This is a genomic window from Winogradskyella damuponensis (assembly GCF_039538385.1).
Classification (GTDB): Bacteria; Bacteroidota; Bacteroidia; order Flavobacteriales; family Flavobacteriaceae; genus Winogradskyella; species Winogradskyella damuponensis.
Genome location: NZ_BAABCB010000028.1, coordinates 58,525 through 73,122, shown reverse-complemented (window position 1 = coordinate 73,122; position 14,598 = coordinate 58,525). Strand labels below are relative to the sequence as shown.

General features: G+C 32.9%; 15 protein-coding genes. 12 read left to right on the top strand and 3 right to left on the bottom strand.

Features of this window, described 5'->3' with window-relative positions:
• Nucleotides 1–101: 101 nt before the first annotated feature.
• Entirely contained in the window at nt 102–998 is an 897-nt protein-coding gene (locus ABD730_RS13865) for a 3-hydroxyacyl-CoA dehydrogenase (RefSeq protein ID WP_344715463.1), read from the top strand.
• Nucleotides 999–1,142: 144 nt separating this feature from the next.
• Here the strand turns inward: ABD730_RS13865 and ABD730_RS13860 are convergent, their stop codons facing one another.
• Complete coding sequence (locus tag ABD730_RS13860; RefSeq protein WP_215926242.1) at nt 1,143–1,913, bottom strand: patatin-like phospholipase family protein; 771 nt, start codon at nt 1,911–1,913, stop codon at nt 1,143–1,145.
• 156 nt (nt 1,914–2,069) lie between these two features.
• Here ABD730_RS13860 and ABD730_RS13855 point away from each other — a divergent pair, with 156 nt between their 5' ends.
• Nucleotides 2,070–2,927 carry an EcsC family protein gene (locus ABD730_RS13855; protein ID WP_334468513.1) on the top strand — a complete coding sequence of 286 codons (858 nt, stop codon included), beginning with the start codon at nt 2,070–2,072 and terminating at the stop codon, nt 2,925–2,927.
• A 106-nt stretch (nt 2,928–3,033) separates the two neighbouring features.
• Here ABD730_RS13855 and ABD730_RS13850 read toward each other — a convergent pair whose 3' ends face one another.
• On the bottom strand, nt 3,034–4,149 hold the full coding sequence (locus ABD730_RS13850; RefSeq protein WP_344715461.1) for a hypothetical protein: 1,116 nt from the start codon (nt 4,147–4,149) through the stop codon (nt 3,034–3,036).
• Nucleotides 4,150–4,516: 367 nt separating this feature from the next.
• Between ABD730_RS13850 and ABD730_RS13845 the strand changes: the two genes are divergently transcribed.
• From ABD730_RS13845 to ABD730_RS13830, 4 genes are all read left to right on the top strand, one after another.
• Nucleotides 4,517–5,035: an RNA polymerase sigma factor gene (locus tag ABD730_RS13845; RefSeq protein WP_334468509.1), complete on the top strand. Its 519-nt coding sequence runs from the start codon at nt 4,517–4,519 to the stop codon at nt 5,033–5,035.
• A 55-nt stretch (nt 5,036–5,090) separates the two neighbouring features.
• A complete protein-coding gene (locus ABD730_RS13840; RefSeq protein ID WP_282030136.1) occupies nt 5,091–5,996 on the top strand; it encodes a FecR family protein in 906 nt (301 codons plus the stop codon).
• A complete protein-coding gene (locus ABD730_RS13835) occupies nt 5,983–8,481 on the top strand; it encodes a TonB-dependent receptor (RefSeq protein ID WP_344715457.1) in 2,499 nt (832 codons plus the stop codon). Before ABD730_RS13840 ends, ABD730_RS13835 begins: the two co-directional genes overlap by 14 nt.
• 253 nt (nt 8,482–8,734) lie before the next feature.
• Entirely contained in the window at nt 8,735–8,938 is a 204-nt protein-coding gene (locus ABD730_RS13830) for a PID-CTERM protein-sorting domain-containing protein (protein WP_334468503.1), read from the top strand.
• Here the strand turns inward: ABD730_RS13830 and ABD730_RS13825 are convergent.
• A complete protein-coding gene (locus ABD730_RS13825; protein ID WP_344715455.1) occupies nt 8,935–9,525 on the bottom strand; it encodes a riboflavin synthase in 591 nt (196 codons plus the stop codon). The two genes, ABD730_RS13830 and ABD730_RS13825, sit on opposite strands and share 4 nt — an antisense overlap.
• Before the next feature lie 51 nt (nt 9,526–9,576).
• On the opposite strand from ABD730_RS13825, the gene pdxA reads away from it, so the two are divergent.
• From pdxA to accC, 6 genes are all read left to right on the top strand, one after another.
• Nucleotides 9,577–10,617 (top strand): 4-hydroxythreonine-4-phosphate dehydrogenase PdxA, encoded by a 1,041-nt coding sequence (pdxA, locus tag ABD730_RS13820; RefSeq protein WP_344715453.1) that lies wholly within the window; start codon nt 9,577–9,579, stop codon nt 10,615–10,617.
• A 79-nt stretch (nt 10,618–10,696) separates the two neighbouring features.
• Nucleotides 10,697–11,236: a YceD family protein gene (locus tag ABD730_RS13815; protein WP_215926226.1), complete on the top strand. Its 540-nt coding sequence runs from the start codon at nt 10,697–10,699 to the stop codon at nt 11,234–11,236.
• A gap of 8 nt (nt 11,237–11,244) precedes the next feature.
• Nucleotides 11,245–11,448: a 50S ribosomal protein L32 gene (gene rpmF, locus ABD730_RS13810; RefSeq protein ID WP_215926224.1), complete on the top strand. Its 204-nt coding sequence runs from the start codon at nt 11,245–11,247 to the stop codon at nt 11,446–11,448.
• 177 nt (nt 11,449–11,625) lie between these two features.
• Nucleotides 11,626–12,621 (top strand): beta-ketoacyl-ACP synthase III, encoded by a 996-nt coding sequence (locus tag ABD730_RS13805; protein WP_344715451.1) that lies wholly within the window; start codon nt 11,626–11,628, stop codon nt 12,619–12,621.
• Nucleotides 12,622–12,653: 32 nt separating this feature from the next.
• Nucleotides 12,654–13,136 (top strand): acetyl-CoA carboxylase biotin carboxyl carrier protein, encoded by a 483-nt coding sequence (gene accB / locus ABD730_RS13800; RefSeq protein WP_215926220.1) that lies wholly within the window; start codon nt 12,654–12,656, stop codon nt 13,134–13,136.
• Between the two features lie 75 nt (nt 13,137–13,211).
• The gene (gene accC / locus ABD730_RS13795; RefSeq protein WP_334468493.1) at nt 13,212–14,564 is read left to right on the top strand and encodes an acetyl-CoA carboxylase biotin carboxylase subunit; all 1,353 of its coding nucleotides are present in this window, start codon (nt 13,212–13,214) and stop codon (nt 14,562–14,564) included.
• Nucleotides 14,565–14,598: the final 34 nt, after the last annotated feature.

Here is a 14,598-nt window from a genome sequence, read left to right as displayed (position 1 = left end):
TTTTTGTGTTACTTATGTATATAATTTGAAACAATTACCTAATAGAATAGGCGCAAGGTTTCAATCTCACGGAAGTAAAATACTCTAAAATTTATAACAAAATGACCTTTAAAAATGTAACTATAGCAGGAAGCGGCGTGCTAGGGTATCAAATAGCATTTCAAACCGCATTTCACGGATTTCAAGTCACCGTTTATGATATTAATGATGCAGTCTTGGAAAAAGCAAAGGCAAAATTTAGTATCATGAGTGATGCATTTAAAAAAGACCTAAATGCAACCCAAAAACAATTAGATAAAACATTTGAAAACTTAAGTTATACGTCAAATTTAACCGAAGCTGTTAAAGATGCTGATTTACTAATTGAGGCTGTGCCAGAAAATCCAAAAATTAAAATTGAATTTTACAACATGCTAGCAAAAGTTGCTCCTAAAAAAACGGTTTTTGCTACGAACTCTTCAACGCTATTGCCGAGTCACTTTGCAGAAGCCACTGGACGACCTTCAAAATTCTTAGCCTTACATTTTGCGAATTCAATTTGGATTCATAATACAGCCGAAATTATGGGACACAGTGCAACTGACCCTAAAGTTTTTAATGATGTTGTTGATTTTGCAAAAGCGATTGGTATGTTGGCATTGCCCTTATATAAAGAGCAGCCTGGATATATATTAAATTCATTATTGGTACCCTTGCTAAGCGCTGCCACTAGTTTATTAGTTAGTGAGGTTTCAGACCCAGAAACCATAGATAAAACATGGATGAAAGCAACAGGAGCACCTGTTGGCCCTTTTGGTATTCTCGATATTGTAGGCATTACTACAGCATATAATATTGATAAAATAGCGGCAGAGAAAACTAAAGATGACTTAAAACTAAAAACTGTGGCCTTTTTAAAAGAAAACTATATAGATAAAAACAAATTAGGAGTTGCAACTGGTGAAGGGTTTTACAAATACCCAAATCCAACGTATAAAGAAGCTGATTTTTTAAAATAATTTGAATTAGGAATAAGACTTAATTTTTAGAACCCTAATAAAAAGTAAGATTGAAGTGGTATTAGTCTCTTTCTATAATTTTATTAGGGCTTTAAAATGTTTAATTCTGTTATTCCTTATGTAAGGTGTATGCTCTAGTTGAAATTATTTAGACATAAATAACATTTTATTTTCTTTAAGAGCAGCTAGTGTAGATGTGTATCCTAAATTAAAAATAGCATCTACATTACTCATTCCAAAAGTGCCAAAACTCACCAGTTCTTGTGGACAGATGACCAAATCACAATCTGGAAACTTGTTCATGGATTCTGCGGCTACTTTAATCTTATAAGCGCGTTCTACAACAGAGAAAGAATGTTTTAAATCTTTTATAGTCACTGCTTTTAGAGGATTAACATACACACCTATAATTATATCGCATTCTTTTTTAAGAGGTTCAACAGGGAAATTATTTAATGTGCCGCCATCAACATAGTATTTTCCATTAATTTCGGTAGGTGTAAAAACACCAGGAAAAGAAGCTGAAGCTATAATTGGTTTTATAAGTTGTCCTTTGCTAAAAATCTTTGAAGTCCCATCAACGATATTTGCTGCGGGAATGAATAAAGGTTTCTTTAAATCTTCAAAATTATCTTTTGGAAAATAAGTTTTAAGATCATCATAAAAATTTTCAGAATTTAAAAATCCAGGTTTATTACGGGCAAATCTTTTAGTATGAAAAAGAGGTATAGTCTTAAAGAAAGTTAGTATTTCGGACCAAGAAACACCTGCTGCATACAAAGCGCCTACAATAGCTCCTGCACTCACTCCAGATATATGTGTAGGAAAGATACCGTGTTCTTCTAATGCCTTAATGACACCGATATGTGCTGCTCCGCGAGCACCTCCACCAGAAAGTACTAAGCCTATATTCATATTACAAATGTACAATGATGATTATAAATGTATAATGATTTTTGTCATTTTAGTATAAAACTAGGGAAAACATGTTTTTAAGAATTGTATCGCTATTCTATTGACTTTGTAACAATTGCTAAGTTTTATCGACCAATAGTAATAAAATCTCAAATCTTGAATCTAACAACAAACACGATATCAGCAGAAGATAAACAAGCTTTAAAACATGCGAAAATGAGCATGCAAAATTTAGGTTGGGCCATACGCAATGTCAATAAAATTGGTAATACTGTAGAAACAGGAATTAATTATGTGCCAGAAAAAGTGTTAGTTAAAGTGCAGAAGATTACCGAATCTGTATTATTAAAAATTATAAAAGCGAATTTATTAACCATTCAAAAGAACAAAACATTTAAAAAGCCTTCAAAAAACACCTATAAAAGTATTGTAACAGGTACAGGTGCATTAAGTGGCTTTTTCGGGTCTTCTACAGGTTTTGGTACTGCTATTTTTGCTTCAGAAGTAACGCTTACGACGAAGTTTTTAATGCGTACTATTATGGATATTGCGCGTAGTGAAGGTGAAGATATTTATACTTTAGAAGGGCAAATGGCATGTCTGCAAGTTTTTGCACTTGGTGGAGATTCTCTTGACGATGACGGTATGGAGGCCAGTTACTACACGACGCGTATGGCATTAAATTCAGCTTTAAATAACATATCGGCAGCTGGTATAAAAATGAGTTTAGATAGTTTAGTTAAAGGAGCAAGTGCTTTGGGGTCTAATGCTATAGGTAATTTTCTGTCTAAAATTGCCACGAGATTAAGTCTTCTTATTAGTGAGAAATTTTTAGCACAAGCGGTACCTATTGTAGGAGCAATTGGTGGAGGTGGTTTAAATTATGTATTTGTAGATCATTTTCAAAAGATGGCAACGGCACATTTTACCATAAGGCGTTTAGAACGAAAGTATGGAGAAGCTGAGGTTAAATTGGTTTATGAGGCAATAAACACAGAGGTTAAAAAAAATTAAGTCTACAATATAAAAAAAACCAACCATGAATTGCTTCATGGCTGGTTCTGCTATTAATAAAGTAAAACAAGGGCCTTAAGTATAGGCCACTAATTTGACCAACTATTTAGTTACAATTGTTGTTTTTAAATTCTAGTTCGTCGTCTTCTCCTATTTCAAAGCTTACTTCAGTTTCGTTATCATCTTCGTCATCATCATCATCATCATCATCATCATCATCATCGTTATCGATTTCATGTAAAATCCAAGTATCATTGATATCGTCAAACCCTGGAATATCAAAAGTTACTGTGATATTGTTTCCTGTTTCGCTAGTTGTCCATGTTCCATTGGCAGTGTTTCCAGTCCAAGACACTGTAACTGTATTATCTGCAAAGAAATTAAAAAGATAACCTGTATAGTTGTCTTCTAAATCATTGTCGTTGCGTTCTAATTCGTCTATATACCAATCTGAACAACCTGTTAAAATAGATTCTAATTGGCTTGGTGTGCAGTTTGTGCAATCGTCATCATCATAGTCGTAATCATCGTCTTCATCACAGTCATCACCAAAATCATCAATAGCATCATCAAGCTCATTAAAATTATTAATTACAATTACGTTACCATTAGCAATTACAATACTTATAGGAAATTCAAAACCAATTAAATCATCTTCATCTATGTCGTCTATAAATTCATAAAGATCATAATCGTTAGTAAATGTGAGTGTTTCAATAACTTCGTTGTTGGTATTAAAAATAGAAGCTGTAATTGGATATACAAAATCTAAACATTCAATATCATCATCAAATTCATTTTCATCATTACAATCATCAGCATAATCTTCTAGCTGATCTAAGCTGTTAATTTGAACTTCGGAGTAATCTGCAAAAATAATAGTGATAGGAAAATCGATAACAACATTGTCGTCATCGTCGTCAAATTCATCTAAAATATCTTCAAGATCATCATAATCATTAATGTTGGTAATGGTTAATTCTGTTCCGTTAATAGTTACGGTTATAGGCAGTTGAATGGTAAAACAATTGGCATTGTAAACTATATTATCAACAGAACCATCGTTCATAGCAACTCTTTGAATTTGATTTGTCAAAGTAGAATTAGCTTGTAAGGTAGATTCTGCCGGAGGGTCAATACTTAAATCATCCTCAGTTCTACAGGATGTCATGGTTAAGAATAAACCTAATAAGGCAAAAAGATAAGGTTTGATAGTTTTCATAATTAATTTGTTTTTTTAGTTTTTCAATTAATAAGGCGTTTTAATTACCGTCTTTATACTTAGAACAACTCACTAATTAAATGTCCCAAGAAATGTATTATTTTTTTATTTATTTAATTGTAATTTGAGTTGTTTATAGGTGTGAATCATTGTTTTTTTATTTTCATTAGATGGATTTATATGTTGTGTAGTTTTAAACTGGGCTTATAGTTTTAAAACAATTACATGTTAAAATAGCCTCAATTATTTTATTGATTTTTATGGCAATTTTTAAAATATAAATTTGATGTTTTAGTAACATTATCTTTTGTACGGTCTTTAAAAAAAAGCATACTTTTGGTGTTCAAATTTCAAAACCCACTTTTAATTGCCTAAGTCGCTCCACAAAGATATCTGTGATAAATTGCGCTTTTCTAAACTTTACGAAAAGTATGCGCAAAGCATGAGTACGATTTTATATTACAAATATGGTGATTTATTAAACCCTTCAGATAAAGTGCAAGATGCCTTTATTAAATTATGGGAAAATTGTGCTAAAGTGGCACCTGAAGCTGCAAAATCTTATTTATATACGGTTGCAAATAATATGATGCTTAACGAGGTGAAACACCAAAAGATTGTTTTTAAGCATCAAGAAGTAAAGCCTAAGGATTACACTAATGAGACGCCAGAATTCATGCTGCGTAAAAAGGAATTTTTAAAGCGTTACGAAACAGCCTTGTCAACATTAAAAGAAGAAGAACGTGTGGCTTTTCTTTTAAGTAAAGTCGATGGAAAAACCCACAAAGAAATAGCAGAGCTATTAAATATTACCAAAAAAGTAGCTGAACACAGAATTTACGCCGCCTTAAATAAGTTGAAAGATCAATTGGAAGAACTGAATTGAAACTAATTTTGGGACAATTGAAAGTTGAGTTGTTTTAAAAGTATAGCATCAAGTTATGGACAAAGAATATTTACTAAAAAAATGGTTGGACAACAACTTATCTGAAGCAGAGGCGGAAGCTTTTAATGCTTTAGATGATGCGAAGCTGTATAATGAAATAGCAGAAGAAGCACAGCGCTTTAGTGGTCATCATCATGCAAAAGTGCCTGCGTTTGAAGCTTTAGAAAGCCAGTTGCAAAATAAAAAGGCTTCGTCAATTAATTGGATGAATATAGCATCACGATTTGCAGCTGTTTTTGTTATTGGTTTAACCTTATTTTTGTTTTTAAATAGAGATAATACCAATACAATTGCAACCGATTTAGCACAAAAAGAAACCATTACACTTCCTGATAATTCTAGAGTAGAACTTAATGAGTTGTCTCAGCTTACATATAGTCCTTCAAATTGGGAAAACGAAAGAACCTTAAATTTAAAAGGAGAAGCTTTTTTTGATGTCGAAAAAGGAAAGCAATTCGATGTCAATACTGAATTTGGAAAAGTAACCGTTTTAGGAACAGAGTTTAATGTGTTTACAAAGGATAGCATTTTTAAAGTAACCTGTTATGAAGGTTTGGTGCAAGTCAGTTATAACGATGCGGTTACAAAAGTACCAGCCGGTTCAGAGTTTATTTTAAAATCAGGAACTGCTAAAAAATCTAACATTGCTATAGCAGAACCGTATTGGCTTAAAAATATGAGTGTATTTAAAGATGCGTCTGTACAAGCAGTGCTTTTAGAACTCGAAAGTCAATATAATATCACAATTACCGATTCCATTACTGCAAATACGTTGAGATTTACAGGCGCATTTGAGCACGATAACCTTAATAATGCTTTAAAAGCAATTACACAGCCGCTTGGTTTGACCTATGAAATTATAAATAATAAAGAGGTCGTCATACACAATGCTAAAGATTAAGTATATAACTTTTTTAATAAGTGTATTAATTTGCTTTTCAGTAAAAGCACAAGCTAATGATGGAAAAATGTCTATCATACAAGTGCTTAATGAGATTTCTAAAAGTCATAATGTTAATTTCAATTATAAAAGTGACCTTCTAAAAGAGATCTATGTCATTCCTTTAGCTGACGATCTAAGTCTAAATACAAAAATTGAAACCTTAGAACAACAGACCAATTTAATTTTCACCAAAATTAGCGACGTGGTCTTTAGTATCACTAAACCCATTACAATTTGTGGTTATTTGCGAGACAACCTAGAAAATCCGCTTTATGGAGCAACCATCAATACTAAACACAATTATACAGTAACTAATGATGATGGCTATTTTGAAATTAAAGTCCCATCATTAGCGACGCTTCTTACCATCCGATTTATAGGTTTTAAAACCATAGAGCGCCAAGCCCAATTTTTTAAATTAAATAGTTGTGAGGCTATTACTTTAATTGAAGAAGCTGAGGTGTTTAGTTCTGTAGTGCTCAACGGCTATATTGTTAAAGGTATAGACAAGCAACAAGACGGAAGTATAGCTATTGATTATAGCAAGTTTACCTTATTGCCAGGACTTATAGAGTCTGATGTGTTACATACGGTTCAGGCATTGCCTGGAGTATTAAGCGTTGACGAAACCGTTTCCAATATTAATATAAGAGGAGGGTCTCACGACCAAAATCTAATGCTTTGGGATGGGATAAAAATGTATCAATCCAGCCATTTTTTCGGACTTATTTCAAGTTTCAATCCACAAATCACACAAACGGCAACCGTAATTAATAACGGTACAGATGCGTCTTATACCGATGGTGTTTCAGGAACTATTGATATGCATTCTAGTAAAACCATCGAATCCAATTTTAAAGGTTCCTTTGGAATTAATCTTCTTAATGCCGATTTATTTTTAAATGCACCAATTGGTAAAAAGTCTTCAGTTCAAATTGCAGGACGTAAATCTATTGATGAATTGGTAAGAACACCAACTTATAAAACGTATTTTGAACGTGTGACACAAGATACAGAGGTCGCAGAAAACACCTCTAATGTTAGTAACTCAAATCAAGCCTTCGATTTTTATGATGCGTCTTTAAGGTGGCTTTATAAGCCATCGGATAAGGATTTTTTACGATTAAATTTTATGCTAGTTCATAACGATTTAACCTTTGATGAATCGGCCCTTTTTAATGGAGTAGAAGAAACTCGAGAAAGTAGCATTTCTCAAAATAGTATTTCGGTAGGCTTAAATTATCGTCGGCAGTGGAATGATAAATTAAGTACTGTGCTCAATGTTTATAATACAGATTATACATTACAAGCAGTAAATGCTAACGTTATGGCAGAACAACGTTTTTTACAAGAAAATCTAGTGTCTGAAACTTCAGCAAAACTAGAAGGGTTTTATACTCAAAACTTATGGCAATTCAATTTGGGCTATAATTTTATTGAATCGGAAATTACAAACCTAAATGATATCGATGTGCCAAGATTTGTACGACGTGATTCTGAAGTTTTAAGAGAACAAGCGGTTTTTGCTCAGACACAGTTTGAAAATGACACGAAAGATCTTAGCGTTAAATTAGGAGTTAGAGCGAATTATCTAGAAAAGTTTGATGAATTGATTGTAGAACCGCGTTTAAGTATTCGAAAAGCTTTAGGAAATCATGTTGAATTAGAAGCATTAGGTGAGTTTAAACATCAAAACACCTCGCAAATTATCAATTTCCAAAATGATTTTTTAGGAGTAGAAAAACGTCGATGGCAACTCACAGATAATGATAGTATCCCAATAATTAAAAGTAAACAAGCCTCATTAGGATTGCTTTATAAAAACAAAGGTTGGTTAATAGATGCCAAAGTGTATTACAAAAAAGTTGATGGTATCACCACACAAAGCCAAGGATTTACCACCAAGTATGAATTTGAAAAAGAAAAAGGAAGCTACGATGTTTTAGGAGCCGAATTTTTAGTCCGAAAAAATTTCAATCACCTAAATACATGGTTGAGTTATTCATATATAAAAAACGATTATACCTTTAAAACGCTTGAAGAAATTGAGTTTCCTAGCAATTTTGATATTACGCATGCCTTTACATTGGGTACAACCTATAGTGATGAGTCGTGGAGCATTTCTGCCGGATTAAATTACAGGCTAGGGAAACCAACATCGATACCATTAGTAGAAAATGAAGTTACAGGTAATGCTATCAATTTTGATAAGGCAAATAACGAAAGGTTACAAGATTATTTAAGAATTGATGCTTCAGCGCTTTATAAATTTAAGATAAATAAGGTATTCCGCTCAGAAGTTGGTATGTCTGCTTGGAACATCTCTGATGTTAAAAACCCAATCAACAACTATTACAGAATTGATGCAGATGATAATGCGATAAGGTTTTCCAGATATTCATTAGGAATTACGACTAATGCGGTTTTACGTGTTTATTTTTAGATAGTTATTCGGAATTTATTACGATTGTTTGTGAATTTTAGGTTAAATCTAGGATTAGATTCGATGCTGTTAATAATTATTAAAAATATGTATTATATTTGTCGCTGAAATGGGTTAAAAATGTAGCTAACTTCCCTAAATAAAGTTCATTTTTAGCATTTCGTCGGATAAATTTACCGTTTAAGGATGTTTTTTAATCGAATAAATTTTGTTAGCTCAGTTTTTTTTATACTTTTACACCTTATTTAGCAGAATGCAGAACAAGTATATATTAGCCTCAATATCAGTTTTTTTAGTAGGTTTCGTTTCTATGGCGCAGAGTAATACACCTCCTCCGCCATTACCGCCACCACCACCTGGTCTTCCAATAGATGGCGGAATTATTGCATTGTTTGTTGTTGCTCTAATCTATGGTATTTACAAAGCTTACAAATTATCTGCCAAGCAAAGGGCTTAATGTCTGAGCTCATTTAGTCTCTTAACGTATTTTCCAATTACATCAAATTCTAAATTTACTGTATCTCCAATTTTTAAATTTTTAAAAGTGGTATGGTTATATGTATACGGTATTATTGCTACCGAAAACTGATTTAACTTTGAGTTTACAACGGTTAAACTAACTCCGTTTACAGTAATAGAACCTTTTTCAATTGTAATATTATTAAGGTTTTTGTCATATTCAAAAGTAAAAACCCAACTACCATCTTCGGCAATAATATCAATACAATTCGCTGTTTGATCGACATGCCCTTGAACAATATGGCCATCTAGTCGGTCTCCAAGCTTCATCGCACGTTCTATATTTACTAATTCGTTTTCTTTTAGAGAGCCTATGTTGGTTTTATCAAGAGTCTCTTGGATAGCAGTAACAGTATATGTGTTTCCTTCAATACTGACAACGGTTAAACAGACACCATTGTGAGCAACGCTTTGATCTATTTTTAATTCATTTGTTATAGAGGTATGCATCGTAATATGAAGATTTCCGCCATCCCTATCTAATTTTTCAATTGTACCTAAATCTTCTATAATACCTGTAAACATAATTTGTACTTTATTTAGTTAAATTTGCAGTTACAAAGTTAAAGACAAAAAATGAAAAAAGACGAAAAGATAATTGTAGGGATTTCTATTGGTGACCTCAATGGTATTGGTGCAGAAATTATCATTAAAACCTATGAGGATCCAAGGTCGTTAGAATTGAATACACCTGTTATTTTTGCTTCGGCTAAAACCATGCAATTTTTTAAAAATCATTTTAGTAGTAAAATTAATTTTTTCAATATTGATTCAGTTGAGAAAGTAGCTCATGGAAAAGTTAATGTGGTTGAGGTTTGGAGCGAACCTGTAAAAATTCAATTTGGCACTGAAGATAAAAAAATAGGAGAATATGCTATAAAATCTCTTGAAGCAGCGACTGAAGCTTTAAAAGAAGGTGCTATTGATGTATTGGTAACAGCTCCAATTAATAAACACAACATTCAATCTGAAAAATTTAATTTCCCAGGTCATACAGATTACCTGGCAAAAGCCTTAAACGGAAAAAGTTTAATGTTTATGGTCTCAGATGAATTGCGAGTTGGCCTTCTAACAGATCATGTTCCGCTTAAAGATGCTAGTAATGCGATTACAGAAGGTCTTGTTAAAGAAAAAATAACAACAGTAACAAAATCGTTAATACAAGATTTTGGCATAAGAAAACCAAAAATTGCAGTTTTAGCCATAAATCCACATGCAGGAGATAATGGAGTTATTGGTAATGAGGACGACACGATATTAAAACCTACCTTAGAAAAAATTAAGGCAGATGGTACGTTGGTTTATGGTCCCTATTCAGCAGATAGCTTTTTTGGTTCTAATACCTATAAAAATTTTGATGCCATAATTGCTTCTTATCATGATCAAGGTTTAATTCCTTTTAAAACTATTGCTTTTGGAAAAGGAGTAAATTACACAGCTGGTTTAGATAAAGTAAGAACTTCTCCAGATCATGGTACAGCATATGAAATCGCAGGAAAAGGGATTGCAGATGAAAGCTCAATGAAGCAAGCAATCTATACGGCAATCGAAATATTTAGACAGAGAGAGAGCTATAATTACTACAGTAAAAACCCCTTAAAGAAAGGATCTCGATAGTTATAAACAAAATTTGTTGATATCTAGGCTTTAAGTAAGGAAAAATTTATATATTTGCACGCTCAAATTGAATGTGATAATGAAGGCATTAAAATCTTATACTATCCCTTTTGTAGGATTAAAAGAAGGAATGCACCATTTTGATTTTCAAATTGATAATACGTTCTTTCAGCATTTTGAATATGATGAATTTAATGCAATTGACGTTAAAATTGATCTAGAATTCGAAAAAAAATCAACACTTTTAGAGTTGAATTTTTCGGCAGAAGGCTCAGTAAATGTGAATTGTGATATTTCAAATGAACCCTATAACCAAGCTATTAACGACAATTTTAAATTGGTAGTTAAGTTTGGTAACGAGTATAATGACGATAATGATGATATCTTAATTGTACCACATGGAGAATATGAAATTAATGTAGCACAATATATATATGAGCTTATTATTTTAGCCGTTCCTATTAAAAGAGTTCATCCAGGTATTGAAGACGGTTCATTAGAGTCAGATATACTTTCAAAATTAGAAGAATTAAGTCCTAGTGAGGATCATAAAACAAAATCATCAGAGGATATTGATCCTCGTTGGAATAATTTAAAAAAACTATTAACGGATAAATAACATTTAAAATGGCACATCCAAAGCGTAAAATATCGAAAACAAGAAGAGATAAAAGAAGAACACATTATAAAGCTTCTGTACCTCAAATAGCAACTTGCCCTACAACTGGTGAGCCACACTTATACCATAGAGCACATTGGCACGAAGGTAAATTATATTACAGAGGTCAAATACTAATTGACAACTCTGTAGAAGAAGAAAATGTAGCATAAGTATTATGCATGCATACAAGAAAACGCTCCATTGTGAGCGTTTTTTTTGTTATTATTTTTTCAATAGCGCAAAAACCACTTACTTTGCGTTAATATTTGCCAAAAAATGATGAAAATTGAATAAAACACCTCAGTTTTTACCAATTTTGCATACTTTTAATTATCTAAATCTTAATAATGAGTAAAATCACAGCAGCAATTACAGCTGTAGGAGGCTATGTTCCTGATTATGTTTTAACAAACAAAATCCTCGAAACTATGGTTGATACCAATGATGAGTGGATCACTTCAAGAACAGGTATTAAAGAACGTAGAATTCTTAAAGAAGAAGGAAAAGGAACATCGTTTTTAGCGATAAAAGCGGCAGAAGAATTAATTCAAAAAACAGGATTAGATCCAAAAGAAATTGATTTAGTTATTGTTTGTACCGCTTCCCCAGATATGAAAGCTGCTTCAACGGCCGCTTACACAGCAAGTCAAATAGGTGCAGTAAATGCTTTTTCTTATGATTTAGAAGCTGCGTGTTCTAGTTTTCTTTTTGGAATGTCAACAGCATCTGCTTATATAGAGTCTGGCCGTTATAAAAAGATTCTATTAATTGGAGCAGATAAAAATTCATCATTCATTAATTATAAAGATAGAGCAACATGTATCATCTTTGGTGATGGAGCAGGAGCTGTACTTTTTGAACCTAATGAAGAAGGTTTAGGATTGCAAGATGAATTATTAAGAAGTAATGGAGAAGGTAGAGAATTTCTTCAAGCTACTTATGGTGGTTCATCGTATCCAATCACAAAAGATACATTTGACGAAGGAAAACATTATGTGTTTCAAGATGGAAAAACAGTATTTAAAAATGCCGTTTTTAATATGGCAGATGTCGCAGAGAAGATAATGAGCAGAAATGATCTTGTTAACAATGATATTGCATGGTTAGCAGCACACCAAGCTAACAAGCGTATTATTGATGCAACTGCAAATAGAATTAATTTAGAAGAAGATAAAGTAATGATGAACATACAAAAGTATGGTAATACAACATCTGCAACTTTACCTTTATTATTACATGATTATGAATCACAACTTAAAAAAGGTGATAAAATAATATTTGCCGCTTTTGGTGGTGGATTTACTTGGGGCTCAATTTATCTTAAATGGGCTTATAATTCCTAAATAAAAAACTAACTAACAAATATCTAAACATTATGGATTTAAAAGAAATTCAGAACTTAATAAAATTTGTAGCTAAATCTGGCGCAAGTGAGGTTAAGTTAGAAATGAATGACGTTAAAATTACCATTAGAACGGGTTCAGAAAGTGAGACGACAATAGTACAGCAAGTGCCAATGCAAGCAGCTCCTGTAATGCAACAGCATATGCCAGCACATCAAGCAGTAGCGCCAGCAGCAGAAAGTCCTGCGGCACCAGCAGCAACAGAAGATTCAAAATACATTACTATAAAATCACCAATAATTGGTACCTTTTATAGAAAGCCTTCTCCAGACAAACCAGTTTTTGTTGAGGTTGGTACAGATATTAAAGAAGGCGATGTGCTTTGCGTTATTGAAGCAATGAAGCTATTTAACGAGATTGAATCAGAAATTTCTGGTAAAATTGTAAAAGTATTGGTGGATGATGCTTCACCAGTAGAGTTTGATCAGCCACTATTTTTAGTTGATCCATCATAACCAAATTTAAAATTCCAAAACATAAATCCCAATACGTTGGAATTTGGAATTTGAAATTTTAAATACTTAAAAGTTATGTTTAAAAAAATATTAATTGCCAACAGGGGAGAAATAGCGCTTAGAGTTATTAGAACCTGTAAAGAAATGGGCATTAAAACCGTAGCGGTATACTCTACAGCAGATGCAGAAAGTCTTCATGTTAAGTTTGCAGATGAAGCTGTTTGTATTGGCCCACCAGCAAGTAGTGAATCTTATCTTAAGGTCGCTAATATTATTGCTGCTGCTGAGATAACAAATGCAGATGCGATACATCCAGGTTATGGATTCTTATCTGAAAATGCAAAATTCTCAAAAATTTGTGAAGAACATGGTATCAAATTTATTGGTGCTTCTGAAGAGATGATTGATAGAATGGGAGATAAGGCAAATGCTAAAGCGACCATGAAAGCAGCAGGAGTTCCATGTGTACCAGGAAGTGAAGGAGTAATTGAAACGTTTGAAGATTGTAAAAAAGTAGCCAAAGAAACAGGTTACCCAGTAATGCTTAAAGCTTCTGCTGGTGGTGGTGGAAAAGGAATGCGTGCCGTTTGGAAACCTGAAGACCTTCAAAATGCTTGGGAATCTGCACGTGCAGAATCTAAAGCTGCTTTTGGAAACGATGATATGTATATGGAGAAGCTTATTGAAGAGCCTCGTCATATCGAAATACAAATTGTTGGTGATTCTCGCGGAAAAGCTTGTCACCTTTCAGAACGTGATTGCTCTATACAAAGACGTCATCAAAAACTAACAGAAGAAGTGCCTTCTCCGTTTATGACAGATAAATTGAGAGCCAAAATGGGTAAAGCTGCAGTAAAAGCGGCTGAGTTCATTAAGTATGAAGGTGCTGGTACTGTAGAATTCTTGGTAGATAAACATAGAAACTTCTACTTTATGGAAATGAATACACGTATCCAAGTAGAACATCCTATTACAGAACAGGTTATTGATTTCGATTTAATTCGTGAACAAATTTTAGTGGCTGCAGGTGTGCCAATTTCTGGTAAAAATTATACACCAAATTTACACTCTATTGAGTGTAGAATTAATGCTGAAGACCCATTTAATGATTTTAGACCTTCACCAGGAAAAATCACTACACTTCATGCACCAGGTGGACACGGTGTGCGATTAGATACGCATGTTTATGCCGGTTATAGCATTCCGCCTAATTACGATTCTATGATAGCAAAGCTTATTACCACAGCTCAAACAAGAGAAGAAGCTATTAATAAAATGAAGCGTGCTCTAGATGAATTTGTTATTGAAGGAATTAAAACAACAATACCTTTCCATAGACAATTAATGGATCATCCAGATTATTTAGCAGGTAACTATACTACTAAATTTATGGAAGACTTTGTAATTCAAAAAGAGATTGAAGAATAAAAAAAAACCAAGCTAATAAGCTTGGTTTTTTTAT

What these genes read in the sequence shown, in the direction of transcription:
- ABD730_RS13815 (WP_215926226.1), top strand. Translation starts at nt 10,697, where the DNA reads ATGAAGGCATTAAAATCTTATACTATCCCTTTTGTAGGATTAAAAGAA.
- ABD730_RS13865 (WP_344715463.1), top strand. Translation starts at nt 102, where the DNA reads ATGACCTTTAAAAATGTAACTATAGCAGGAAGCGGCGTGCTAGGGTAT.
- accC (WP_334468493.1), top strand. Translation starts at nt 13,212, where the DNA reads ATGTTTAAAAAAATATTAATTGCCAACAGGGGAGAAATAGCGCTTAGA.
- ABD730_RS13830 (WP_334468503.1), top strand. Translation starts at nt 8,735, where the DNA reads ATGCAGAACAAGTATATATTAGCCTCAATATCAGTTTTTTTAGTAGGT.
- pdxA (WP_344715453.1), top strand. Translation starts at nt 9,577, where the DNA reads ATGAAAAAAGACGAAAAGATAATTGTAGGGATTTCTATTGGTGACCTC.
- rpmF (WP_215926224.1), top strand. Translation starts at nt 11,245, where the DNA reads ATGGCACATCCAAAGCGTAAAATATCGAAAACAAGAAGAGATAAAAGA.
- ABD730_RS13805 (WP_344715451.1), top strand. Translation starts at nt 11,626, where the DNA reads ATGAGTAAAATCACAGCAGCAATTACAGCTGTAGGAGGCTATGTTCCT.
- ABD730_RS13840 (WP_282030136.1), top strand. Translation starts at nt 5,091, where the DNA reads ATGGACAAAGAATATTTACTAAAAAAATGGTTGGACAACAACTTATCT.
- ABD730_RS13835 (WP_344715457.1), top strand. Translation starts at nt 5,983, where the DNA reads ATGCTAAAGATTAAGTATATAACTTTTTTAATAAGTGTATTAATTTGC.
- accB (WP_215926220.1), top strand. Translation starts at nt 12,654, where the DNA reads ATGGATTTAAAAGAAATTCAGAACTTAATAAAATTTGTAGCTAAATCT.
- ABD730_RS13825 (WP_344715455.1), bottom strand. Translation starts at nt 9,525, where the DNA reads ATGTTTACAGGTATTATAGAAGATTTAGGTACAATTGAAAAATTAGAT.
- ABD730_RS13850 (WP_344715461.1), bottom strand. Translation starts at nt 4,149, where the DNA reads ATGAAAACTATCAAACCTTATCTTTTTGCCTTATTAGGTTTATTCTTA.
- ABD730_RS13860 (WP_215926242.1), bottom strand. Translation starts at nt 1,913, where the DNA reads ATGAATATAGGCTTAGTACTTTCTGGTGGAGGTGCTCGCGGAGCAGCA.